Source organism: Enterobacter sp. Bisph1 (assembly GCF_000814905.1).
Lineage (GTDB): Bacteria > Pseudomonadota > Gammaproteobacteria > Enterobacterales > Enterobacteriaceae > Kosakonia.
Genome location: NZ_JXAG01000023.1, coordinates 70,895 through 95,194 on the forward strand (window position 1 = coordinate 70,895; position 24,300 = coordinate 95,194).

Below are 24,300 nucleotides of genomic sequence, written 5' to 3' on the forward strand. Positions count from 1 at the left end.
CTTTTTAATTTGGTTTACAAGTCGATTATGACCCTGGACGATCTCGCTTTCGATACGCGACATATCTGGCACCCTTACACCTCAATGACCTCCCCGCTTCCCGTTTACCCGGTGGAATCAGCACAGGGTTGCGAGCTGCGCCTCAGCAGCGGCGAAACCCTCGTGGACGGCATGTCCTCCTGGTGGGCGGCGATTCATGGCTATGGTCATCCGGCCCTTAACGTGGCAATGAAACAGCAGATCGACGCGGTTTCCCACGTGATGTTTGGCGGCATAACCCATCAGCCCGCTATCGATCTTTGCCGCAAGCTGGTGGCGATGACGCCGGATTCTCTTGAGTGCGTATTTCTTGCCGATTCCGGCTCGGTCGCCGTCGAAGTGGCGATGAAGATGGCGCTGCAATACTGGCAGGCGCAAGGCGAGCCGCGGCAGCGCTTTCTCACCTTCCGCAACGGCTATCATGGCGACACCTTCGGCGCGATGTCCGTCTGCGATCCTGATAATTCAATGCACAGTTTGTGGAAAGGCTATTTGCCGGAAAACCTGTTTGCGCCTGCGCCGCAAAGCCGCTTCGATGGCGAGTGGGATGAGCGGGATATGGTGGCTTTCGCCCGGCTGATGGCAGCCCATCGCCATGAGATCGCCGCGGTGATCCTTGAGCCTATCGTGCAGGGCGCGGGCGGCATGCGCATCTATCATCCCGAATGGCTAAAACGCATCCGTAAGATGTGCGATCGGGAAGGCATCCTGCTGATTGCCGATGAAATCGCCACCGGTTTTGGCCGTACCGGCAAGCTGTTTGCCTGCGAACATGCTGGCATCGCGCCGGATATTCTCTGCCTTGGCAAAGCGCTGACCGGCGGGACGATGACCCTTTCGGCAACGCTTACCACGCGCGAGGTGGCAGAAACCATCAGCCATGGTGAAGCGGGCTGCTTTATGCACGGACCAACGTTTATGGGCAATCCGCTGGCCTGCGCGGCAGCCAGCGCCAGCCTTGAAATTCTGCAAAGCGGCGCGTGGCAAAAGCAGGTTGCCGGGATTGAAGCCCAGTTAAACGCGGAGCTGGCCGAGGCGCGGCGTGCGGCTAACGTGGCGGATGTGCGCGTGCTGGGGGCTATTGGCGTGGTGGAAACCCGTGCGCCGGTGAATATGGCCGCCCTGCAACGCTTCTTTGTCGAACAAGGCGTCTGGGTGCGTCCGTTTGGCCGTCTTATCTACCTGATGCCGCCCTATATCATCACGCCGCAACAGCTCAGCCAGTTGACCCGCGCCATCAATGCGGCTGTCCTGCGCGATGACCTTTTTGTCTGAGGTTTTACCGGGGATCGGCTACACTTCCCGGCATCACTAAAAATAAAAAGGAGTGGATATGAAGCTGGTCAGCCACGATCTTCGCGACGGCGATAAGCTGCCCCATCGCCATGTCTTTAACGGCATGGGCTACGATGGCGATAATATCTCCCCGCATCTGACGTGGGATGAAGTGCCGGCGGGCACCAAAAGTTTTGTCGTCACCTGCTACGATCCCGATGCGCCGACGGGTTCCGGCTGGTGGCACTGGGTGGTAGCGAATCTGCCAGCCGATACGCGTGTATTGCCGCAGGGGGCGGGTTCGAACCTTGCTGCACTGCCCGATGGCGCGATACAAACGCGCACGGATTTCGGCAAAGCGGGTTACGGTGGCGCAGCGCCGCCTAAAGGCGAAACTCATCGCTATATTTTCACCGTCTATGCGCTGGACGTGGAAAAGATTGAGGTCGACGAGGAGGCGAGCGGCGCGATGGTCGGTTTCAACGTCCATTTCCACGCCCTCTCCAGCGCATCGATCACCGCCCTTTTTAGCTGAAATTAGCGGGATTTACCGCCGAATGTGCAAATCGGCTTCCCGTTTCGCTCAACTTAGTATAAAAAAGCAGGCTTTGACGCACTCTTTCAACTTTTTGCATAGTCTGGAGCTCCCCTTGAACACATCATCGGTTTCCCGTCTGGCGCTGGCGCTCGCTTTTGGCGTGACACTGACCGCCTGTAGCTCAACCCCACCGGCAGAACGTCCCTCAGAACAGAAAGCACCGGGTACCGCTGCGCGCCCGATCCTGAGCAGCGCTGAGGCGAAGAACTTTGTCGCGGATCGCTATTTCACTGCTCTGACGCCGGACGGCGCGGTATGGAAACCTTACGCAATCCGTCTGCCGGAAAAAGCGGACTTCGTGGTCGGCCCAGCCGGTACGCCGGGCGTGACGCACACTTCGATTCAGGCAGCCGTCGATGCGGCGATTAACAAACACGCCAGCGGCCGTCTGTATATTGCGGTAATGCCGGGTGAATATGAGGGCACCGTGTATGTGCCTGCTGCTTCCGGTAGCGTGACCATTTACGGCACCGGCGAAAAAGCGCTGGATGTGAAAATCGGCCAGGCGATCGATTCAGAGATGGACACCAACAGCTGGCGTCGTCTGGTCAATCCGTCGGGCAAATATATGCCAGGCAAACCGGCGTGGTATATGTTCGATAGCTGCCAGAGCAAACGTGCCGCCACCGTCGGCGTGATGTGCTCTGCAGTGTTCTGGTCACAGAACAATGGCCTGCAGCTGCAAAACCTGACCATTCAGAACACCCTTGGCGACACCGTTGACGCGGGTAACCACCAGGCGGTAGCGCTGCGCAGCGATGGCGATAAAGTCCAGCTCAACAACGTCAATATTCTCGGTCGCCAGAACACCTTCTTTGTGACCAACAGTGGCGTGGATAATACCCTGCGTAGCGATCGCCAGACCCGTACGCTGGTTACTAACAGCTACCTCGAAGGCGATGTCGATATCGTATCCGGTCGCGGCGCGGTGGTGTTTGATAACACCGATTTCCGCGTGGTGAGCTCCCGTACTCAGCAGGAAGGTTACGTGTTTGCTCCGGCAACGCTCTCTAACCTCTATTACGGTTTCCTCGCCACCAACAGCCGCTTTAGCGCCACCGGTAACGGCGTCGCACAGCTGGGCCGCTCACAGGATGTGGATGGCAACACCAACGGCCAGGTGGTGATTCGCGATAGCGTGATTAACGAAGGCTTTAACGTGGCGAAACCCTGGGCTAATGCCTCGGTTTCCGGCCGTGCTTACGCCGGTAACACCGGTAGCGTGGACGATAAAGGCAACGTACAGCGTGAATTGAACAATGGACAGTTCAACCGCATGTGGGAGTTCAATAACCGCGGCGTAGGTAGCCAGGTTGTGGCCGAGCCGAAAAAATAAGCCGTTGTTTGACCCTGGCGCTTACGTTGCCAGGGTCAATAAAGAAAAACCTCGCTGCGGCGAGGTTTTTTTATGGCTGTCACGCAACATTAAAAGGCGTTGACCACCACCCACATTGGTCCCTGACCGACGGCATAACGGGATTTTTCCGTCAGCAGCCCTTGCTTACCGGCAATCTCGTAAACGGAGATATGGTGTGATTTCTGCCCGGCGGCAATCAGGTACTGGCCGCGATTATCGATATTGAAGCCGCGCGGCTGCGTTTCCGTCGGCTGGAAGCCTTCGATAGCCAGTACGCTGCCATCTTCCGAGACGCTGAATACGGTGATAATGCTGGCGGTACGGTCGCAGGTATAAAGGTGGCGGCCATCCGGCGTAATGTGAATATCCGCCGCCCAGCGGGTATCACTAAAGTCGGCCGGCATCATATCCAGCGTCTGAATGCATTCGATGTTGCCGTGGGCGTCGCTAAGCTGCCAGACATCCACTGAGCCGTTGAGCTCATTAACGCAGTAGGCGAAACGCTGATTCGGATGGAACACCATATGACGCGGGCCTGCGCCTTCAACGGTGGCGACTTCCGCAGGCTCCTGCGCCGTCAGCTTACCCTCATCGCCCAGGTTAAACAGGCAGATGCGATCCTGCTTCAGCGCAGGCGTCCACAGGGTACGGTTGTCCGGTGAGATATTGGCCGAGTGGCAGCCTTCCAGCCCTTCCGCTACATCCACAATTTCGCCCGGCAACCCGTCGTTGAGACGAACCACGCTGACGTTGCCCGCGTTGTACGACGCGCTAAACAGGAAACGCCCGCTGCGATCGGTGGAGATATGCGTCGGGCTACCCGGCAGCGACGATTCGGCGGCGAAGGTCAGCGCGCCGTCATCAGGGGCGATGCGATAGGCGAGAACGCGAAATTCAGGGCGCACCCCAACATAAAGGTAACGTTTATCCGGGCTTACGACCATCGGCTGAACCTGGCCAGGCACGTCCACGACCTGCACAAGCGTCAGGGTTCCTTCTGAATTCAAACGCCAGACGTGGATCTGCTGGCTCTCAGGACTTGCGGTATAAACGGTTTGTTTCATGAACGCTCCTTTCCTCTAATTCTTCTGCATTAAGTAACCAGGATAGTCGGTTTTGTTGGTTGATGCTGATTTTCACCCACAGATTTTGCTCAGCCGGTGAGCCGGTGTACCATCCCCGGACTTTTGAAATTCACCATCAACCACGGAATACGATATGACTTCGCGCGTGATTGCCCTCGATTTAGACGGTACGCTTCTGACCCCGAAAAAAACGCTTCTGCCCGCCTCTCTTGACGCGCTGGCTCGCGCCAAAGCCGCCGGTCATCAGCCAATTATAGTGACCGGTCGCCATCATGTTGCTATCCACCCTTTTTATCAGGCACTGGCGCTGGATACACCTGCAATTTGTTGTAATGGCACTTATTTGTATGATTATCATGCAAAAAAAGTGTTAAGCGCCGATCCGCTGCCGGTTTCCCAGGCGCAGCAGTTAATTACGCTGCTGGAGGAACACGCGGTGCACGGCCTGATGTATGTCGACAACGCGATGCTGTATGAAAAACCAACCGGCCATGTCGAACGCACCAATAGCTGGGCGCAACAACTGCCACCGGAGCAGCGCCCGGTGTTCCGTCAGGTCGACTCCCTGCGCGCAGCCGCGCAAGAAGTTGAAGCCATCTGGAAATTTGCCCTGACGGATGAAGATACGCAGAAACTGAAAACCTTTGCCCATCATGTTGAGCAGACGCTGGGTCTGGAGTGCGAATGGTCATGGCACGATCAGGTGGATATCGCCCGCGCGGGCAACAGCAAGGGTAACCGTCTGCGCGAATGGGTCGCGGCGCAGGGTTTATCGATGCAGGACGTGGTGGCGTTTGGCGATAACTATAACGATATTAGCATGCTGGAAGCAGCGGGCGTGGGCGTGGCGATGGGCAATGCCGATGACGCGGTGAAAGCCCATGCAAACGTGGTGATTGGCGATAATACCACCGACAGCATTGCCCGCTTTATCAATGAACATCTGCTGTAAACAGCCGTGCCGCTTACCTTTATCGCCCGGTAAGGCGGGCGATAAAAGGAGAAACGCGCTTCGGCCTTATGATACTTACATTCAAAACATTTTTTCTGGCAGGGTATTATGGATTGGGGCAATGGTTCAGATCTGATTAGTGCTGCATGTAACGCAGTAATGGCGGGAGTTGTTTTTTCGATAAGTACAACGCTTTATTTTTTAGCTATTTATGTATCTGTAGATGCTTATTATAGAAATACCTCTCACCCTTGGGGGATGAGAGTGTAGATAAGTTAAAATTCTAAATTAATATTAAGTCAATATTATATGTTTAGCTATATAACCAATATCCAACTTTGGCACTTTCAACGAGCAACCCAACGGTTAAAGGCTTATGGGGATCTGGTTCTTTGCTTCCAAGGTACTGTGGATTTAAATAGTCAAGTATTTCAAATTGTGCTTGATCAACGTTCCAACGTTTGAAGTATTCTTGTAATAACTCTTCACTATCTTCAAATACGAGTTTCAAATCATCTCTAATACTGGTATCAAGCGTAATAGTACGCTTTGCCCCAAACAGAAAGTATTTTTTAGTGTTATATTCCTGATCGATAAAATCGATGATTTCTTTCTCAATATCTCTCATTAGAAGTATGTCCATTGAATGCGATCTTTAGGAGCTGCTACCCGGTTGTAAGTATCCTTTACATCTCTCTGAATGTTATAAATTGTGGTAAAGTCATTACCCAACCAAGCCAGGGAACATTACGACCGACGAAACGACCTAAGTTATTGGTTGAGCTTAATCGTAACGAGTTGATGTTTTTACCTGTCAACGTTGGCAACCTCATCCCACGTGGCAGTTTATAGTTCAGCCAGTTGCTGATGTACTTAGAAGCAATTGACGTACCCGGCGTTGCTGTTCCTGGTTTTGTTCTGGTTCTTAAAATCGGCTGACCTGAGATCACCAAAGCAGCATCAACTGCTGAGATTCCCAGATGATCGCTCACAACAGCAATGGTTATAGCCCACCATAGTTGTTGTGGTGTCAGGTTAGATAACCCGCCAAAGAAGTACGTTCCATTTAATGTTTCAGTCGTGTCCATTTGCTGACTCCTTGTAACCATGGCGAACAATTATACAATATCCACTCTCTTTAGTGCGAATGGTCATGAATACCGATGACGCGGTGAAAGCCCATGCAAACGTGGTGATTGGCGATAATACCACCGACAGCATTGCCCGCTTTATCAATGAACATCTGCTGTAAACAGGCTTGCGCTTTTGTTTTTGTCGCCCCGCAAGCCGGGGCGGATAAAAGTAAAACGTCAAAGCGGGTTCGGGCCTTATCAGGCGGTTATCGAGACGCTCTTGATTTGCGCATACAGCCACTGGCCGGGCTTGACCATCAGTTCATCTCTGGCCCACGGGCTGATGCGCGCCCACAGCGTGCGGCTCCCAACTTCCAGCTGCACTTCCACCTGGCCGTCAACATCGAAACAGTGCGCCACTTTTGCGTGCAGAACGTTACGGATACTGCTCTTTACCGGCGGTTGCAGCACCAGCGAAACATCCGTCGCCTGAATACGAATCCGCAGCGCGCTTTGCAGCGGAAGATCGACTTTGTTGACCCACAGATGCTGATCGCCCAGCGCCAGCGCCGTCATCGCATAGTGCGGATGATGTTCCAGCACCGAAACTTTCAGCACGCTACTTTGCTGCTCCGCCGGCAACCACGGGTTCATTACCCGGCTGCCCCACACATCTTCCAGGCTGCCGAACGCTTTCACTTCCCCCGCTTCCAGCACCAGCACCTTATCCGCCAGGTGCAGGATCTCCTCCAGCGAGTGGCTGACATAGAGCATCGGGATATTGATCTCCCGCGCCAGCCGTTGCAGGTAGGGCAGCAGCTCGCGCTTGCGGGGAATATCCAGCGACGCCAGCGGTTCATCCAGCAACAAGAGCTCCGGCGCGGTTAACAGCGCGCGACCGATCGCCACCCGCTGCTTTTCTCCGCCGGAAAGCCCGCCGGGTAGCCTGTCCAGCAATGGCTCAATACCGAGCAGCGCCACCAGTTTATCAAACTGTCCGGCCATCGATTTCGCCATGCCGTAACGCAGATTGCCGCGCACTTTATAATGGGGAAACAGGCGCGCATCCTGAAACACGTAACCTACGCGCCGCTTCTCCGGCGGCAGGCAAATCTTATTTTGGGTATCAAACAGCAGGCGATCGTTGAGGGCGATGCGCCCCTCTTGCGGGTGCGTCAACCCGGCAATGGCGTTAATTAACGAGGTTTTTCCGGCACCTGAAACGCCAAATACTGCCGTAATGCCGTTGGCAGGCAGAACTTGCGCGATGCGTAAACGATGGGTGCCCAGGGTTTGGGTAAAATTTAGTTCCAGCATGGTTTATCTCCCCGTCCGTTCGCGGCTGAGACGCGCCAGCCATTCGGAAACCAACAGAGAAATCAGCGCCAGCACGATGGAGAAAATACACAGTCGCGCCGCAGCACCTTCACCGCCGGGGGTTTGAATTAGCGTGTACATTGCCGAGGGGATAGTGCGGGTTTCGCCAGGAATATTGGAAACAAAAGTGATGGTTGCACCAAATTCCCCCAGCGAACGGGCAAACGCCAGCACGGTGCCAACAATAATGCCCGGCAGCGTCAGCGGTAAGGTAATGGTGAGAAAGACACGCCAGCGCCCGGCACCTAAGGTGCGGGCGGCCTGTTCGAGTTTGCTATCGACCCCTTCCAGCGCCAGCCGAATGGCGCGCACCATTAGCGGGAACGACATCACCGCCGCGGCTAATACCGCGCCGCGCCAGCTAAAGGCGAAGGTAATGCCGAACCAGTCATACAGCCACTGACCAATGAAACCGTGGCGGCCCATCGCCACCAGCAATAAATAGCCGACCACCACCGGTGGCAACACCAGCGGCAGATGCAATACGCTGTCGAGCAAGGCTTTGCCGGGAAACGAGCGCCGTACCAGCAGCCAGGCGAAGAAGATCCCAAAGGGCAAGCTGAAAACGACCGCCAGGGATGAGACTTTCAGGCTCAGCAGTACCGCCTGCCATTCGGGATCCGTCAATATCATTCGTGCGTTGTAAATCCGTAACGTTTAAATATTTGAGAAGCCTGCGGGCCTTTTAAATAGTCATAAAACGCCGTTACCCTCGCGTTTTTATGTCCATCGATCATGGCCAGCGGGTATTCCACTTTTTGGTGCGACGCTTCCGGGAAGGTGCCGACCACTTTCACCCCTTTGCTGGCGACCGCGTCAGAGCCGTAAACAATACCTAATGGCGCTTCGTTGCGCTCGACAAGCGCCAGCGCACCGCGAACATCTTCCGCCGGTGCCAGCTTCGGCGACAATGTTTCCCAGGCGCCCAGTTTACTCAATGCCTCTTTGGCGTAAATCCCTGCCGGAACATGCTGCGGATCGCCCACCGCCAGCCGCCCGCCTTTCAGCAGTGCGTTCCAGTCGGTTTTCTCATTCACCGTGATATCGCCCTGCGCGCTGGCTTTCGACGCGACGACGACCAGGCTGTTACCCAGCAATGTTTCACGGGTGGCGCTATCAATAGCTTTTTTGTCTACTGCGTAATCCATCCATTTCTGATCGGCGGAGATAAACAGATCCGCCGGCGCACCCGCTTCTATCTGGCGTGCCAGGGTAGAAGACGAGGCAAAGGAAGAGACGACTTCGACGTTTTTCTCTTTTTTATACGCCGCCGCAATATCCTGCAGCGCGTTGGTCAATGACGCCGCCGCAAAAACGGTAATTTTACCTTCGTCCGCCTGAACCTGCCCGGCAAGAGAAAGGGTTAAGGTCGCCCCGGCAACAAAGCGTAACCATGTACGTGCCATGCATAACTCCTGTGATTTTCGTTATATAGTTTTAAACATAACGATATTAACAGAGTTTTCAGCCGTCAGTTACTCCCCATCAAGAAGTAGCACGTAAAACGAAATTATCGGCAGGAAGGGAGAGTTTCTTAATGGCGAAAAGATAAATGCCCGCATAAGCGGGCATTCAAAAGAGGGATTCAGCGTTGCTGGCGGCTTTTGTCGCGATGACCAACGCCGGAAAACAGGTTAAACACTTCACCGAGGCCGTAAATTAACCCGAGGATAATCGCCATTACCACGGGAACCATGATCACGGCAAAAACCAGACTTTTCAACAACTCAAACATGGTCGTCTCCTGATATTGTGAGGGGGCCATTCTAGCCTGATTCAGGTACAAAACACTCGCCTTTTGTGCGATTGGCCTTGCCGCTTAATGCGCTATACGCCGCAGCAGGCTAGGTTTAGTGCCGGTTTTCCTTCACAATAGTTCTTTTGCCAGGATAATGCGTTATGCAGGCTGAAATTCTTCTTACCCTCAAACTCCAGCAGCGTCTTTTCGCCGACCCGCGCCGTATCGCCCTGCTTAAACAGATTGTTGAAACCGGCTCGATTAGCCAGGGCGCGAAGAACGCCGGCATCAGCTATAAAAGCGCATGGGACGCCATTAATGAGATGAACCAGCTCAGCGAGCAGACGCTGGTTGAGCGCGCCACCGGCGGCAAAGGCGGCGGCGGCGCGGTAGTCACCCGTTACGGACAGCGCCTGATTCAGCTGTACGATCTGCTGGCGCAGATTCAGCAAAAAGCCTTCGACGTACTGAGCGACGATGATGCCCTGCCGTTAAACAGCCTGCTGGCGGCGATTTCGCGTTTCTCATTACAGACCAGCGCCCGCAATCAGTGGTTTGGCACCATTACGGCGCGCGAACATCATCTCGTGCAGCAACATGTGGAAGTCCTGCTGGCGGACGGCGAAACCCGCCTGAAAGTGGCGGTGACCGCACAAAGCGGCGAGCGCCTTGGGCTGGATGAGGGTAAAGAAGTGCTGGTGTTGCTAAAAGCGCCGTGGGTGAACATCAGCGCGGATCCCGCACGAGCCGCCGGTGCCGATAACCAGCTTAAGGGTCGTATCAGCCATATTGAGCGCGGTGAACAGCAAAGCGAAGTGCTGATGACGCTAGCGGATGGTCAGCCGCTGTGCGCCACGGTGCCAAACCAGCAGGTGGATGATTTGCATGAACAGCGCGAGGTGGTGGCATTTTTTAATGCCGATCGCGTGATTATCGCCACGTTATGCTAATCGCATTGACAAGCAAAGACATTACACGTATCCCTGAGTAACTACGCTGCAAAAAATGGGATACACGATGTCATCATTGCAAATTTCGCAAGGTACGTTTCGTCTTAGCGACACCCGCACGCTGCATATTGAACAGCTCACGCTGCGTGCGGGAGAAAGTTGGGCTTTTGTTGGCGCGAACGGTAGCGGTAAGTCGGCGCTGGCACGCGCGCTGGCTGGCGAACTGACCTTACTGCAGGGCGAGCACCGGAGCCAGTTTACCCGCCTCACCCGCCTCTCTTTCGAGCAGTTGCAAAAGCTGGTCAGCGACGAGTGGCAGCGCAACAATACCGATATGCTAAGCCCCGGAGAAGAAGATACCGGGCGCACCACCGCCGATATTATCCAGGATGAGGTAAAAGACCCGCAGCGCTGCGCCCGGTTAGCGGAGCAGTTTGGCATCACGCATCTGCTCACCCGGCGATTTAAATACCTATCGACGGGCGAAACCCGCAAAACGCTGCTGTGCCAGGCCCTGATGTCGACACCGGATTTACTGATCCTTGATGAACCCTTCGATGGGCTGGATGTTGATTCACGCGCCCAACTGGCGGATCTGCTGGCAACCCTGAATGCCGATGGCTATACGCTGGTACTGGTGCTCAACCGTTTCGATGAAATCCCCGATTTTGTGCAGCACGCCGGGGTGCTGGTGGATTGCGCCCTCACCGAAACCGGTGAAAAAACCGCTCTGTTGCAGCAGGCGTTAATCGCTCAGTTGGCCCACAGTGAAAAATTATCCGGTATTGTGCTGCCGGAGCCGGATGCGCCGCCCGCGCGGGAAAGTCTGACCGCAGACGCGCCGCTGATTGTGCTTAACGATGGCGTGGTCTCCTATGACGATCGTCCCATTATTAATCACCTTTCATGGGCGGTGAAGCCAAAAGAACACTGGCAGATTATCGGCCCGAACGGCGCGGGAAAATCGACGCTGCTGAGCCTGATAACCGGCGATCATCCGCAAGGTTATAGCAACGATCTGACGCTGTTTGGCCGCCGTCGCGGCAGCGGTGAAACCATCTGGGATATCAAAAAACATATTGGTTATGTCAGCAGCAGCCTGCATCTGGACTATCGCGTTAGCACCAATGTCCGCAATGTGATCCTGTCGGGCTTTTTCGATTCGATAGGCATTTATCAGGCAGTTTCCGATAAGCAGCACAAGCTGGCGCAGCGCTGGCTGGATATTTTAGGCTTTGACGCGCGCACTGCCGACGCGCCGTTTCATAGCCTTTCGTGGGGACAACAGCGGCTGGCGCTGATTGTGCGGGCGCTGGTAAAACATCCCACATTATTGATTCTTGACGAACCGCTGCAGGGGCTTGATCCCTTAAACCGCCAGCTTATTCGCCGCTTTGTGGATGTATTAATTAGCGAAGGTGAAACCCAGCTGTTATTTGTTTCCCATCACGCCGCAGATGCGCCCGCCTGTATTACCCACCGGCTGGAATTTGTGCCCAACGGCGACGGATATCGCTATCGGCTGACACCACAATAATTAGGGGGATGTTCCCCCTTAGCCGGATATGATGTAATAGTCCCGCTTTAAATAAGCAACATAATAACGATCTCTGACTGGTTCGCTGGCAGCATAAAATTGTCGGCGGCCAGTTTTTGTTATGGCAAGAAAAAAACTCGTCGACGGACGGCGGGTGAATTATTACGGGACGACTATGAATCAATTTCTCCGCATGACCCGCGCCGTTTCCCTGGCCGCGGCGATGTTATTGGGTTTAAACCAGGCGGCATTCGCTGAAGAAAGTGCGCAGACATCCACCTCAGCACAAGAGATGCAAATAAAGCAAGCCGTTGAAAATATGCAGCGCGCCAGCATTCACGGCCCGCATAAAATTGATCTCGGCGAACAGGCGGTGCTGAATCTCCCGCAAGGTTTCACTTATATTCCACCGCAGCAAGCTGCGGTATTTATGCGTGCGCTGGGTAATCGCGTTGATAACAGTTATTTTTATGGCCTGGTATTTCATGATGCGGTTTCTGGTTTTATTTCCATTGAGTATGACAAAGCCGGTTATATCAAAGATGATGATGCCAAAGACTGGAATGCCGATGAGCTGCTGAGTAATTTGCAGGAAGGCACCAAAGCGGGCAATAAAGAGCGCAGCGAAAAAGGGATCGCGCCGATTGAGGTGCTGGGCTGGGTGGAAAAACCGGCCTATGACGAGGCAAGCCATCGCCTGATCTGGTCAGCGGCAATCCGCAATATTGGCAGTAACGTGCCGGAAAAAGAGCAGGGCGTAAACTACAACACCTATCTGCTGGGGCGTGAAGGCTATTTGTCCCTGAACCTGGTCACCGATCGCGGTACCGTCGAGCAGGAAAAACCCCTCGCCAAAACGCTGCTCAATGCGGTGACCTTTAACGACGGCAAAAAATACAGCGACTTTAATGCCTCCACCGACAAGATTGCTGAATATGGCCTGGCGGCGCTGATTGGCGGTCTGGCGGCGAAGAAACTGGGGCTGCTGGCGCTGATTGGCGTGACGCTGTTGAAGTTCTGGAAGCTGGCGGCAATCGCCGTGGCGGCCTTCGCGATGGGTGTCAAAAAATTGCTGTTTCGCAAAAAAGCCGAATAAGCCATGAGCCTGCTGTTGCTGCTGTTAAAAGGAGCCAGCCTCGGAAAATTTTTTCTTTCAGGGGCGACAATGCTGCTGTCGATAGCTACTTATGCCCTTGCCTTCGGCTGGCCCTATTCGACAGGATTTGTGCTGCTGCTGTTTTTCCATGAGCTGGGGCACTATCTGGCGGCGCGCCAGCGCGGCCTGGACACCGGCCTGCCGATGTTTATCCCTTTCGTCGGGGCATGGATCGCGCTCAAAGATGAGATCCCGGATGCGGAAACAGAAGCCTGGGTCGGTATTGCCGGCCCGCTGCTCGGCTCGCTGGCCGCCCTCGCCTGTTACTACCTGGCGGAGTATTACGCCAGTTCGTTGCTGATGGCGGTAGCCTTTTCGGGTTTTGTCCTTAATCTGTTTAATCTGATTCCGGTGCCGCCGCTGGATGGCGGACGCATTAGCGTCGCCATCTCCCGCAAGCTGTGGTATCCCGGTATTCCTTTGCTGCTGGCTTGCTTCTGGCTGCATCCCAATCCGCTGTTGCTGGTGGTCTGTTTTCTCGCCGCGTCGCAAATGTGGGCACGGCGTCATGAAACGCCCGTTATCGATACGCTTACCCCTGGCAAACGTCTGGAATATGCGCTTTTGTACTTCGGGCTGATTGCCTGGCTCTCTCTGATGACTTATAACCTGCACCAGGCGTTATCCGGCTTTCGCTGAGAACGTCTGCGTTGCCACGCCGCAACGAAACCATTTTCAGATTTTTTACTTCATACTGGATGACGCCCGGTTTACCGGGTTTTTTCTGGGATGCAGAGGCATAACGGTAGCGTAGAACAATGAGTGTAAACGATTCCACTAATTTATCCCGTGTCACAGTTTTGACCGCTCTGTTATGCTAAGGTCTACTCATATTAAATGCTTTATGGAGGGAATTATGCGAGTTCTGGTTACCGGTGGTAGCGGTTACATTGGAAGTCATACATGTGTCCAGCTGCTGCAAAATGGTCACGACGTCATTATCCTCGACAATCTTTGTAACAGTAAGCGCAGCGTACTGAATGAAATCGAACGCTTTGGTGGAAAATCCGCGCTGTTTGTTGAAGGTGATATCCGTGATGAAGCGCTGCTTGCGGAAATCCTCCATGATCATGCTATTGAGGCGGTCATTCACTTCGCCGGGCTGAAAGCCGTTGGCGAGTCGGTCGCGAAGCCGCTGGAATATTATGACAACAACGTCAACGGCACGCTGCGCCTGATTAACGCTATGCGCGCCGCCAACGTGAAAAACTTCATCTTTAGCTCATCCGCCACCGTTTATGGCGACCAGCCGAAAATCCCTTATGTCGAAAGTTTCCCGACCGGCACCCCGCAAAGCCCTTACGGCAAAAGCAAACTGATGGTCGAACAGATCCTCACCGACCTGCAAAAAGCGCAGCCGGACTGGAGCATCGCCCTGCTGCGCTACTTCAACCCGGTTGGCGCGCACCCGTCAGGCGATATGGGCGAAGATCCGCAGGGCATCCCGAATAACCTGATGCCGTATATCGCTCAGGTTGCTGTCGGTCGCCGCGACTCGCTGGCCATTTTCGGTAGCGACTATCCGACACCGGACGGCACCGGCGTACGTGACTATATCCACGTAATGGACCTGGCCGATGGCCACGTTGCCGCGATGCAGCAGCTGGCGGGTAAGCCGGGCGTGCATATTTATAATCTTGGCGCGGGCGTTGGCAGCAGCGTGCTCGATGTGGTGAATGCCTTTAGTAAAGCCTGCGGTAAACCGGTGGCCTGGCACTATGCGCCGCGCCGCGATGGCGATCTCCCGGCCTACTGGGCCGATGCCAGCAAAGCAGCGAAAGAGCTGAACTGGCACGTAACGCGAACCCTTGACGAAATGGCAGAAGATACCTGGCGCTGGCAGTCACGCCATCCGCAAGGCTATCCCGATTAAAGGAATGGCAATGACGCAATTTAATCCGGTCGATCATCCACATCGCCGCTACAATCCGCTCACCGGTCAGTGGATTCTGGTTTCTCCCCATCGCGCAAAACGCCCCTGGCAAGGGGCGCAAGAGACGCCGGCGAAACAGACCCTGCCGAAACACGATCCGGACTGCTTCCTCTGTCCGGGCAATACCCGCGTAACCGGCGATAAAAACCCGGATTACACCGGCACCTATGTGTTCACCAACGATTTTGCCGCGTTGATGACCGACACGCCTGACGCGCCCGAAAGCCACGATCCGCTGATGCGCAGCCAGAGTGCTCGCGGCACCAGCCGGGTTATCTGCTTTTCGCCGGATCACAGCAAAACGCTGCCGGAACTGAGCGTTGATGCGCTGGAAGTGGTGGTCGAAACCTGGCAGCAACAAACCGCCGAACTCGGTCAGCACTATCCGTGGGTACAGGTATTCGAGAACAAAGGCGCGGCGATGGGATGTTCCAACCCCCATCCCCACGGTCAGGTGTGGGCGAACAGCTTCCTGCCAAATGAAGTGGAGCGCGAAGATCGCCTGCAGCGCGACTATTTTGCCGAGCATCACTCCCCGATGCTGCTGGACTACGTTCAGCGCGAACTGAAAGACGGCAGCCGTACGGTGGTGGAAACCGAGCACTGGCTGGCGGTGGTGCCCTACTGGGCGGCCTGGCCCTTCGAAACGCTGCTGTTGCCGAAAGCGCAGATCCAGCGTATTACCGATCTTACTGATGAACAGCGCCGCGACTTAGCGCTGGCATTGAAAAAATTGACCAGCCGCTACGATAACCTGTTCCAGTGCTCGTTCCCCTACTCAATGGGCTGGCACGGCGCACCGTTTAACGGCGAAGAGAATAGCCACTGGCAGCTGCATGCCCATTTCTATCCGCCGCTGCTGCGCTCCGCCACGGTGCGTAAATTTATGGTCGGTTATGAAATGCTTGCCGAAACCCAGCGCGACCTGACGGCGGAACAAGCCGCCGAGCGACTGCGCGCAGTCAGTGATATTCATTTTCGCGAATCCGGAGAATAACAATGAGTCTGAAAGAGAACACACAATCCCTGTTTGCTGAAAAATTTGGCTACCCTGCCACCCACACCATTCAGGCACCGGGACGCGTGAATCTGATTGGGGAGCACACCGACTATAACGACGGTTTTGTCCTGCCCTGCGCCATTGATTACCAGACGGTGATTAGCTGCGCTGCGCGTAACGATCGCACCGTGCGGGTTATTGCCGCCGATTACGACAACCAGAGCGATGAATTCTCCCTCGATGAAGCCATCGTGACGCACGACACGCAACAGTGGTCAAACTATGTGCGCGGCGTGGTGAAACATCTGCAAAAACGCGACGCCGGTTTTGGCGGCGCGGATCTGGTGATCAGCGGTAACGTGCCGCAGGGCGCGGGTCTGAGCTCTTCCGCCTCGCTGGAAGTGGCGGTCGGCACGGTTTTCCAGCAGCTTTATCATCTGCCGCTGGATGGCGCGCAAATTGCCCTAAACGGTCAGGAAGCGGAAAACCAGTTTGTCGGCTGTAACTGCGGCATTATGGATCAGCTTATCTCTGCGCTCGGCAAAAAAGGCAGCGCGCTGCTGATCGACTGCCGCTCGCTGGGCACCAAAGCGGTGTCGATGCCACAAGGCGTGGCAATCGTTATTATCAACAGTAACTTCAAACGTACGCTGGTGGGCAGCGAGTACAATACTCGCCGCCAGCAGTGTGAAACCGGCGCGCGTTTCTTCCAGCAAAAAGCCCTGCGCGATGTCAGCCTCGATCAGTTCAATGCGGTAGCCAACGAGCTGGATCCGCTGGTCGCTAAACGCGTGCGTCATGTTCTGACAGAAAATGCCCGCACCGTTGAAGCCGCGACGGCGCTGGAGAAAGGCGATCTACAACGTATGGGCGTGCTGATGGCGGAATCTCACGCCTCGATGCGCGATGATTTTGAAATTACCGTGCCGCAAATTGATACGCTGGTAGAAATTGTCAAAGAGACAATTGGCGATCAAGGCGGCGTGCGTATGACCGGCGGCGGCTTTGGCGGCTGTATCGTCGCGCTGGTGCCTGAAGCGCTGGTACCGACGGTGAAACAGGCGGTAGAGAGCCAGTACGAAGCGAAAACGGGGATCAAAGAAACCTTCTACGTTTGTAAACCATCACAGGGAGCAGGACAGTGCTAAACGAAACGTGTGTCGCAGCCCCGGACGGGCTGCCTTTTCGCCTGATCACCCTGCGTAATAACGCCGGGATGGTCGTAACATTAATGGACTGGGGCGCGACGCTGTTATCCGCGCGCGTGCCGCTGGCTGATGGTTCCGTACGCGAAACGCTGCTCGGCTGCGCGACGCCGGAACACTATTTAGAACAGACCGCTTACCTCGGCGCGTCTATTGGTCGCTACGCCAACCGCATCGCCAACAGCCGTTTCGCGCTGAATGGCCATACCTATACGTTGTTGCCAAGCCAGGGCGAAAATCAGCTGCATGGCGGGCCGGAAGGCTTTGATAAACGCCGCTGGTCCATCGAACGGCAGAATGATAACGAAGTGGTGTTCTTCCTCAATTCGCCGGACGGCGATCAGGGCTATCCGGGCAATGTGCACGCCCGCGCGCACTTCCGCCTCGGCGATGACAATCGGCTGGCCATTGAATACCGCGCCACCACCGATAAGCCTTGCCCGGTAAACCTGACCAATCACGCCTATTTTAACCTTGATGGCGAACAGGATGACGTCCGCAACCACACGCTACAGTTGCTGGCGGATAGCTATCTGCCGGTGGACGAGATGGGCATCCCAACGGATGGCCTGAAAGAGGTGGCGCAGACCAGTTTTGATTTCCGCACACCAAAAACCATCGCCGAGGATTTCCTCACAGAGGACGACCAGCGGGTAGTGAAAGGCTACGACCACGCCTTTATGCTGCAGGCGAAAGGCGATGTCAGCCAGCCGGCGGCGCATCTGTGGTCGGCGGATAAGCGGCTGCAAATGACGGTTTATACCAGCGCCCCGGCGCTGCAGTTCTATTCTGGTAATTTCCTCGAAGGAACGCCTGCGCGCGGCGGCAAAACCTACAGTCAGTGGCAAGGTCTGGCGCTGGAAAGTGAGTTTTTGCCCGACAGCCCGAATCGGCCGGACTTCCCGCAGCCCGACTGTTTTTTACTCCCCGGCGATGTCTATGTCAGCCTGACGGAATATCACTTTATTCCCCAGTAATTCCCCCGCCCTCCTTGTAGAGGGCTTTTTTTTGCGCTTTTTGCTGAAATAAGCGCCACTTATCGACAAAAGCATAACCCCTGGTTCACAAGCACCTTACACTCTGCGCCTATTTTCGCTATGGTTATGGGTAATCGTTGCCGGGGTTGCACCCCGACAATATAATGAGAATTGTTATCATTCAATCAGGCTCACAGGAGTATGTGTATGGCTGTTACTAAGCTGGTTCTGGTTCGTCACGGCGAAAGCCAGTGGAACAATGAAAACCGCTTCACCGGTTGGTACGATGTTGATCTGTCCGAGAAAGGCGTTGGCGAAGCCAAGGCGGCAGGCAAACTGCTGAAGGCGGAAGGTTACACCTTCGATTTTGCTTATACCTCTGTGCTGAAACGTGCCATCCACACGCTGTGGAACGTGCTGGACGAACTGGATCAGGCATGGTTACCGGTGGAGAAAAGCTGGAAACTGAACGAGCGTCACTACGGTGCGCTGCAGGGTCTGAACAAAGCGGAAACCGCTGAAAAATATGGTGACGATCAGGTTAAACAGTGGCGTCGCGGCTTTGCCGTAACCCCGCCCGCGCTGACCAAAGATGATGAGCGTTTCCCGGGTCACGATCCGCGTTATGCAAAACTGACTGAAGCAGAGCTGCCGCAGACGGAAAGCCTGGCACTGACCATCGATCGCGTGATTCCTTACTGGAACGACACCATTCTGCCGCGCCTGAAAAGCGGCGAGCGCGTGATCATTGCCGCTCACGGTAACTCCCTGCGCGCGCTGGTGAAATACCTTGATAACATGAGCGAAGAAGAGATCCTCGAACTGAACATTCCGACCGGCGTTCCGCTGGTGTATGAGTTCGATGAAAACTTCAAACCGCTGAAACACTACTACCTGGGTAATGCGGATGAGATCGCCGCGAAAGCTGCTGCGGTAGCGAACCAGGGCAAAGCGAAGTAAGTTTTTCGCCGATAAAAAAAGCGTGGAACTTTCCACGCTTTTTTATTTGCCCGAACGTTAGCCGCGTCGTGCTTTTACCGCCGCCGCCAGCTGGTGCAGAATAGTACCCGTGTCATCCCAGCCGATGCAGGCGTCCGTCACGCTTTTGCCGTACACCAGCGGTTCACTGCTCTCCAGGCTCTGATTTCCTTCCACCAGATGACTTTCGATCATCACGCCGATAATTGACTTTTCACCACCGGCAATCTGCTGGCATATATCGTTGCCCACTTCCATCTGCTTTTTAAATTGCTTGCTGGAATTTGCATGGCTGAAGTCAATCATCACCTGCGGTTGCAGCCCGGCTTTTTGCAGACCGGCTTTTACTTCCGCAACGTGTTTGGCACTGTAATTCGGCTCTTTGCCGCCGCGCAGAATAATATGGCAGTCGCCATTCCCCGCAGTGTTCACAATGGCCGAGTGACCCCATTTGGTCACCGACAGGAAGCAGTGCGGCGCGCCTGCGGCGTTGATTGCGTCGATAGCCACTTTAATGGTGCCATCGGTACCGTTTTTGAAGCCAACCGGACAGGAGAGACCGGATGCGAGTTCACGGTGCACCTGCGACTCGGTGGTACGCGCGCCAATCGCGCCCCAGCTCATCAGATCCGCCAGATACTGTGGCGTGATCATATCGAGGAATTCACCGGCGGCCGGTAAACCGCTGTCGTTGATCTCCAGCAGTAGTTTGCGCGCGATGCGTAAGCCATCGTTGATCTGGAAGCTGTTATCCATATGCGGATCGTTAATCAGCCCTTTCCAGCCCACCGTGGTGCGGGGCTTTTCAAAGTAGACGCGCATAACGATTTCCAGCTCGCCTTTCAGTTCCTCACGTAATGCCAGCAGACGCGAGGCGTACTCCTTCGCCGCCGCAGGATCATGAATAGAACAAGGACCGATCACCACCAGCAGACGATCGTCGTTGCCGTTGAGGATTTTGTGGATCGCTTTGCGTGCACAACCGACCGTATTGGCGGCGGTTTCGGTGGCAGGGAATTTTTCAAGGAGCGCTACGGGAGGCAATAACTCATTGATCTCTTTGATGCGTAAATCGTCGTTCTGATAATTCATGATCTTTCCAGTGGTCATACTTTTTGTAATGAATGCAATCTTTCCAATCTAACTTGTCGGCTGCCAAGTGTAAACGCGATTTTACACTGCGGGCGGATAATTCCTGGAATGCAGGTAAATCGACGTAAAAAGTAGCGCCTGGAGATATCACGGCTACACTTTTTAACTGTAAACACTTTTATTTTTCCTTTTAGCGCTATTCTATGCTGCCTTATGACGCATGAATGGCTTCTTAAACCACTGAGCGTGATAATTTGTTCGCGCTGCTTTTATCGGCATCCATCGCGGTAAAAACGACCGGAACAGGAGCATCATGATGAAAATGAATAAATTAGCGACTCTTTTATTGACGACCACGCTGACTCTGGCAGGCGCTAGCGCCTATGCGGCAGACGCCACATCTACTGGCGATAGCAACGGTGACGCTAATGCGGCAGCGGCTGCAGGCCAGCCGGCACCGGATGCCAAACAAAATATCGCGCCAAATAACGTGGACAACAGCCAGATCAATAACGGCAACATGAATAACACCAATACCAACTCTACTACTCAGAGCACATCTAAACAGCACATGAGCAAAAGCGAAGTGCATAAAAACAGTATGTGTAAAGATGGTCGTTGCCCGGACGTGAATAAAAAGGTTGGTACCAAAAGCGGCACTAACCATGAAGTAAATCATAAAACCGACGGTACAACGCAGTAACCCCCCGCTGCGTTAACCTCTCAGGAGAGCTTCGGCTCTCCTTATTTTTTTCTCCGTAGTGTGAAAAAATCTGCAATGATGTACGGCGTTTATATTTTTTAAAGGGAAGCCCGATCAATGGCGCATTCACACTCGCACTCGCCCGCCGACGCTAACGGCCGTCGTCTGTTGCTGGCATTTATCGTCACCGTCGTTTTCATGGTTATCGAAATCATCGGCGGTCTGGTTTCAGGATCTCTGGCGCTGCTTGCCGACGCGGGACACATGTTGACGGATGCCGCCGCGCTGCTTTTTGCCTTGTTAGCCGTCTTTTTTGCCCGCCAGCCGCCCAGCGCTCAGCGTACCTTTGGCTGGCTTCGCCTCACCACTCTTGCGGCATTTGTGAATGCGCTGGCGCTGGTAGTTATTACCGTGTGGATTGTTTGGGAAGCGATCCAACGTTTCGCCCATCCGCAACCCGTGGCCGGTTTGACCATGATGGTGATTGCTATCGCCGGTCTGGTAGCAAACCTGCTCTCGTTTTGGCTACTGCATCGGGGAAGTGAGGAGAAGAACCTGAATGTTCGCGCTGCCGCGCTGCATGTGCTGGGTGACTTACTGGGTTCCGTTGGTGCCATCGTCGCGGCGCTGGTGATTATGTTCACCGGCTGGACGCCCGTTGACCCAATACTTTCCGTGCTGGTTTCGGCGTTAGTACTGCGTAGCGCGTGGCATCTGCTGCGCGAGAGCGTGAATGAACTGCTGGAAGGCGCGCCGGCTTCGCTGGATATTGGCGCGTTAAAACGCCATTTGCGCCGCGCTATCCCTGAGGTGCGCGATGTCCATCACGTGCATGTCTGGTTAGTTGGAGAAAAGCCGCTGATGACCCTGCATGTACAGGTGATACCGCCGCGCGATCACGATAAGCTGCTCGGTAAGATACATCACTTTCTGGCGCACCATTATCAGATTGCCCATGCGACGGTGCAAATGGAGTATCAGCCCTGTAGCGGGCCAGACTGCGACCTTGGCGAGACGCAGCCTGACCACCACTCAGCACATCATCATTAATGAGAAAGCGCGTGAGAGCCTCGCTGACGCGCGCTATTAATCCACATCCGACTGCCGTTCAGGGCAATAAAGGTGAGGATCATATATTCCACCGACATTGCCCACACGCCCTGCAAGGCGAATATCACCACGCTAATAACGTTAATCACCACCCATAACAGCCAGTTTTCAACATATTTACGCGTCATTAGAATCATCGCGACGATAGAGAGCACCATCATGCAGGAATCCCAGAACGGAAACGCGTCTGGCTGCAGCTGCGGCATCGCTACGTCTATGCCGACGGTTTGCATAACCGCCACGGCGATTTTCGTCAGAAGGGCAAATACCGGATCGATAAAGAAGGTCATTAAGCCAATGGCGACGACACACACACCCAGCCACGTTAACGCTTTAGGCAGCGGCAGCCAGCGGATTTGTAGCTCCGCTTCGTTGTGCGCGGTTTGCCGCGACCAGGCGTACCAGCCATAAATATTGGCGGCAAAGAAAAACAGCTGCAGCAATAAACTGGCGTAGAGCTGGATCTGAAAAAAGATGATGGCAAACAGCGTCACGTTGATCAGGCCAAACGCGTAATTGCTGATCTTCTCAAGGCTGGCGAGCCAGATGCACAACAAGCCTGCCAGCGTACCTGTGGCTTCAATCCATGAGAGATCGTACCCGCCCGTGCCGATGGGAATATGCACCAGAATATTCTGCGTACTGAAAAAATCCATTCTTACCCCAGAGCGTATCGCTACGCATTGAATTTAATTAAGAACGTAGTGTAGCCGCAAAATCGAGCATGCGGTTAAGCGGCAATAGAGCCCCCTCGCGCAACGCAGCATCAACATGGATTTCATGTTCTGCGCCGCCGTTTTCGAGACCTTCGGCAATGGCTTTCAGGCCGTTCATCGCCATCCACGGGCAGTGCGCGCAGCTGCGGCAGGTTGCGCCCTCGCCTGCCGTCGGCGCTTCCAGCAACTCTTTTTCCGGAACCGCCTGCTGCATTTTATAAAAAATACCTCGGTCAGTGGCGACGATAAGCTGCTGGTGCGGCAGGGTTTTCGCCGCAGCGATAAGCTGACTGGTTGAACCGACGGCGTCCGCCAGGCTCACCACCGATTGTGGCGATTCAGGATGCACCAGAATGGCAGCATCCGGGTAGAGCGCTTTCATGCGCGTGAGCGCCTGGGTTTTAAATTCATCATGCACAATACAGGCACCCTGCCAGCACAACACATCCGCGCCGGTCTGCTTTTGTACATAGCTGCCAAGATGACGATCCGGAGCCCAGATAATTTTTTCACCCAGGCTATCGAGATGTTCAATCAGTTCGACGGCGATACTGGATGTCACTACCCAATCAGCACGCGCTTTCACCGCCGCAGACGTGTTGGCGTAAACCACCACGGTACGATCCGGGTGCGCATCGCAAAAGGCGCTGAACTCGTCAATTGGACAGCCAAGATCGAGAGAGCATTCCGCCTGCAGCGTTGGCATCAGAATGGTTTTTTCCGGGCTGAGGATTTTGGCGGTTTCCCCCATAAAACGCACACCGGCCACCAGTAAAGTCGAGGCGGAATGCCTGGCACCAAACCGCGCCATCTCCAGCGAGTCAGAGATACAGCCGCCGGTCTCTTCCGCAAGCTGCTGTATTTCCGGGTCGGTATAGTAGTGCGCGACCATTACCGCATCACGCTCTTTAAGTAAGCGTTTGATCTTTTCGCGATAAAACTGCTTCTCTTGCGGGTTTAACGGTGCGGGCTTGGCCGGGAATGGATAAATTGCGCTTTCTGGATCAAACATTACGCTCATCATGCTCTCGTTTGGCTTGCTTAACTTAATAACCGGATCAACGTCTGCGGAACCGTCCGTCAGCGCTCCGTTGTTTTATATACTAAACAAGATAGCCGATTGGACAGAAAAAGTCGTGGGGAATTTTGTAGAAAGCCAGATAGCAAAAAAGCGCCGCCAGCGCCATTTTTACATTGGTGGGTCGTGCAGGATGACTCGCTTCGCTCGCCCTTCGGGTCGTCGCCGCAAGCGGCTCCGTTGTCTCACTTCGTTCGACTCGAACCTGCCGCAGGGATACTCGTCTCATCCTGAGACTCGCCCTGCGGGCCAACGCTGCGCGTTGTTCAAAATCGTTCCCGACGATTTTGTCGAATCTTCGATTTGAAGCAGATAGCAAAAAAGCGCCTTTAGGGCGCTTTTTTACATTGGTGGGTCGTGCAGGATTCGAA

At 54.5% G+C, this 24,300-nt stretch carries 24 protein-coding genes, 1 other RNA gene and 2 pseudogenes; 16 read left to right on the plus strand and 11 right to left on the minus strand.

Going from position 1 to position 24,300, the window contains the following annotated elements:
- Positions 1-27: 27 nt before the first annotated feature.
- The 3 genes from bioA (at position 28) to RW65_RS02905 (ending at position 3,248) form a co-directional block, all read left to right on the plus strand.
- Positions 28-1,314, plus strand: coding sequence for an adenosylmethionine--8-amino-7-oxononanoate transaminase (gene bioA, locus RW65_RS02895; RefSeq protein ID WP_039055199.1), 1,287 nt, complete (start codon positions 28-30; stop codon positions 1,312-1,314).
- Positions 1,315-1,372: 58 nt separating this feature from the next.
- Positions 1,373-1,849 (plus strand): kinase inhibitor, encoded by a 477-nt coding sequence (locus tag RW65_RS02900; protein ID WP_039055170.1) that lies wholly within the window; start codon positions 1,373-1,375, stop codon positions 1,847-1,849.
- 115 nt (positions 1,850-1,964) lie between these two features.
- On the plus strand, positions 1,965-3,248 hold the full coding sequence (locus tag RW65_RS02905; RefSeq protein ID WP_039055171.1) for a putative acyl-CoA thioester hydrolase: 1,284 nt from the start codon (positions 1,965-1,967) through the stop codon (positions 3,246-3,248).
- Positions 3,249-3,337: 89 nt separating this feature from the next.
- On the opposite strand, the gene pgl is transcribed toward RW65_RS02905, so the two are convergent.
- Positions 3,338-4,333: a 6-phosphogluconolactonase gene (pgl, locus tag RW65_RS02910; RefSeq protein WP_039055172.1), complete on the minus strand. Its 996-nt coding sequence runs from the start codon at positions 4,331-4,333 to the stop codon at positions 3,338-3,340.
- A 154-nt stretch (positions 4,334-4,487) separates the two neighbouring features.
- Here pgl and RW65_RS02915 point away from each other — a divergent pair, with 154 nt between their 5' ends.
- The gene (locus RW65_RS02915) at positions 4,488-5,306 is read left to right on the plus strand and encodes a pyridoxal phosphatase (protein WP_039055173.1); all 819 of its coding nucleotides are present in this window, start codon (positions 4,488-4,490) and stop codon (positions 5,304-5,306) included.
- Positions 5,307-5,619: 313 nt separating this feature from the next.
- On the opposite strand, the gene RW65_RS02920 is transcribed toward RW65_RS02915, so the two are convergent.
- The gene (locus RW65_RS02920) at positions 5,620-5,949 is read right to left on the minus strand and encodes a DUF1493 family protein (RefSeq protein WP_156123953.1); all 330 of its coding nucleotides are present in this window, start codon (positions 5,947-5,949) and stop codon (positions 5,620-5,622) included.
- Positions 5,934-6,394 (minus strand): annotated as a pseudogene (locus tag RW65_RS22535) (STM2901 family protein). Before RW65_RS22535 ends, RW65_RS02920 begins: the two are co-directional and overlap by 16 nt.
- A 68-nt stretch (positions 6,395-6,462) precedes the next feature.
- On the opposite strand from RW65_RS22535, the pseudogene RW65_RS22540 reads away from it, so the two are divergent.
- Positions 6,463-6,558: pseudogene (locus RW65_RS22540) on the plus strand (pyridoxal phosphatase); the annotation flags it as partial.
- A 79-nt stretch (positions 6,559-6,637) separates the two neighbouring features.
- Here RW65_RS22540 and modC read toward each other — a convergent pair.
- From modC to RW65_RS21550, 4 genes are all read right to left on the minus strand, one after another.
- Positions 6,638-7,696: a molybdenum ABC transporter ATP-binding protein ModC gene (gene modC, locus RW65_RS02925; RefSeq protein WP_039055175.1), complete on the minus strand. Its 1,059-nt coding sequence runs from the start codon at positions 7,694-7,696 to the stop codon at positions 6,638-6,640.
- Between the two features lie 3 nt (positions 7,697-7,699).
- A complete protein-coding gene (gene modB / locus RW65_RS02930; RefSeq protein WP_039055176.1) occupies positions 7,700-8,389 on the minus strand; it encodes a molybdate ABC transporter permease subunit in 690 nt (229 codons plus the stop codon).
- Positions 8,386-9,162 carry a molybdate ABC transporter substrate-binding protein gene (gene modA / locus RW65_RS02935; protein WP_039055177.1) on the minus strand — a complete coding sequence of 259 codons (777 nt, stop codon included), beginning with the start codon at positions 9,160-9,162 and terminating at the stop codon, positions 8,386-8,388. The genes modB and modA overlap by 4 nt, the downstream gene beginning before the upstream one ends.
- Positions 9,163-9,341: 179 nt before the next feature.
- Positions 9,342-9,491 carry an AcrZ family multidrug efflux pump-associated protein gene (locus tag RW65_RS21550; protein WP_039055178.1) on the minus strand — a complete coding sequence of 50 codons (150 nt, stop codon included), beginning with the start codon at positions 9,489-9,491 and terminating at the stop codon, positions 9,342-9,344.
- Between the two features lie 164 nt (positions 9,492-9,655).
- On the opposite strand from RW65_RS21550, the gene modE reads away from it, so the two are divergent.
- The 9 genes from modE (at position 9,656) to gpmA (ending at position 19,212) form a co-directional block, all read left to right on the plus strand.
- Positions 9,656-10,444 carry a molybdenum-dependent transcriptional regulator gene (modE, locus tag RW65_RS02945; protein WP_039055180.1) on the plus strand — a complete coding sequence of 263 codons (789 nt, stop codon included), beginning with the start codon at positions 9,656-9,658 and terminating at the stop codon, positions 10,442-10,444.
- A gap of 67 nt (positions 10,445-10,511) precedes the next feature.
- Positions 10,512-11,981: a molybdate ABC transporter ATP-binding protein ModF gene (modF, locus tag RW65_RS02950; RefSeq protein ID WP_039055181.1), complete on the plus strand. Its 1,470-nt coding sequence runs from the start codon at positions 10,512-10,514 to the stop codon at positions 11,979-11,981.
- 175 nt (positions 11,982-12,156) lie between these two features.
- Positions 12,157-13,077, plus strand: a complete 921-nt coding sequence (locus RW65_RS02955; protein ID WP_039055182.1) for a DUF2167 domain-containing protein — start codon at positions 12,157-12,159, stop codon at positions 13,075-13,077.
- Between the two features lie 3 nt (positions 13,078-13,080).
- Positions 13,081-13,776 (plus strand): site-2 protease family protein, encoded by a 696-nt coding sequence (locus tag RW65_RS02960; RefSeq protein WP_231564352.1) that lies wholly within the window; start codon positions 13,081-13,083, stop codon positions 13,774-13,776.
- 217 nt (positions 13,777-13,993) lie between these two features.
- Complete coding sequence (galE, locus tag RW65_RS02965; RefSeq protein ID WP_039055183.1) at positions 13,994-15,010, plus strand: UDP-glucose 4-epimerase GalE; 1,017 nt, start codon at positions 13,994-13,996, stop codon at positions 15,008-15,010.
- A 10-nt stretch (positions 15,011-15,020) separates the two neighbouring features.
- Positions 15,021-16,067, plus strand: coding sequence for a galactose-1-phosphate uridylyltransferase (gene galT, locus RW65_RS02970; protein ID WP_039055185.1), 1,047 nt, complete (start codon positions 15,021-15,023; stop codon positions 16,065-16,067).
- A gap of 2 nt (positions 16,068-16,069) precedes the next feature.
- Entirely contained in the window at positions 16,070-17,218 is a 1,149-nt protein-coding gene (gene galK, locus RW65_RS02975) for a galactokinase (protein WP_039055186.1), read from the plus strand.
- Positions 17,212-18,252 (plus strand): galactose-1-epimerase, encoded by a 1,041-nt coding sequence (gene galM / locus RW65_RS02980; RefSeq protein ID WP_039055187.1) that lies wholly within the window; start codon positions 17,212-17,214, stop codon positions 18,250-18,252. Before galK ends, galM begins: the two co-directional genes overlap by 7 nt.
- 207 nt (positions 18,253-18,459) lie before the next feature.
- Positions 18,460-19,212: a 2,3-diphosphoglycerate-dependent phosphoglycerate mutase gene (gene gpmA, locus RW65_RS02985; RefSeq protein ID WP_039055189.1), complete on the plus strand. Its 753-nt coding sequence runs from the start codon at positions 18,460-18,462 to the stop codon at positions 19,210-19,212.
- Positions 19,213-19,269: 57 nt separating this feature from the next.
- On the opposite strand, the gene aroG is transcribed toward gpmA, so the two are convergent.
- Positions 19,270-20,322, minus strand: coding sequence for a 3-deoxy-7-phosphoheptulonate synthase AroG (gene aroG / locus RW65_RS02990; protein ID WP_039055190.1), 1,053 nt, complete (start codon positions 20,320-20,322; stop codon positions 19,270-19,272).
- A 316-nt stretch (positions 20,323-20,638) separates the two neighbouring features.
- Between aroG and RW65_RS02995 the strand changes: the two genes are divergently transcribed.
- A complete protein-coding gene (locus RW65_RS02995; protein WP_039055191.1) occupies positions 20,639-21,025 on the plus strand; it encodes a protein YbgS in 387 nt (128 codons plus the stop codon).
- A gap of 117 nt (positions 21,026-21,142) precedes the next feature.
- Complete coding sequence (gene zitB / locus RW65_RS03000) at positions 21,143-22,075, plus strand: CDF family zinc transporter ZitB (protein ID WP_039055192.1); 933 nt, start codon at positions 21,143-21,145, stop codon at positions 22,073-22,075.
- On the opposite strand, the gene pnuC is transcribed toward zitB, so the two are convergent.
- The 3 genes from pnuC to RW65_RS21555 form a co-directional block, all read right to left on the minus strand.
- Positions 22,072-22,791 carry a nicotinamide riboside transporter PnuC gene (pnuC, locus tag RW65_RS03005; RefSeq protein ID WP_039055193.1) on the minus strand — a complete coding sequence of 240 codons (720 nt, stop codon included), beginning with the start codon at positions 22,789-22,791 and terminating at the stop codon, positions 22,072-22,074. The two genes, zitB and pnuC, sit on opposite strands and share 4 nt — an antisense overlap.
- Positions 22,792-22,828: 37 nt before the next feature.
- Positions 22,829-23,872, minus strand: a complete 1,044-nt coding sequence (nadA, locus tag RW65_RS03010; RefSeq protein WP_039055194.1) for a quinolinate synthase NadA — start codon at positions 23,870-23,872, stop codon at positions 22,829-22,831.
- Positions 23,873-24,046: 174 nt separating this feature from the next.
- Positions 24,047-24,182: non-coding RNA, RtT sRNA (locus tag RW65_RS21555), on the minus strand.
- Between the last annotated feature and the right edge of the window lie 118 nt (positions 24,183-24,300).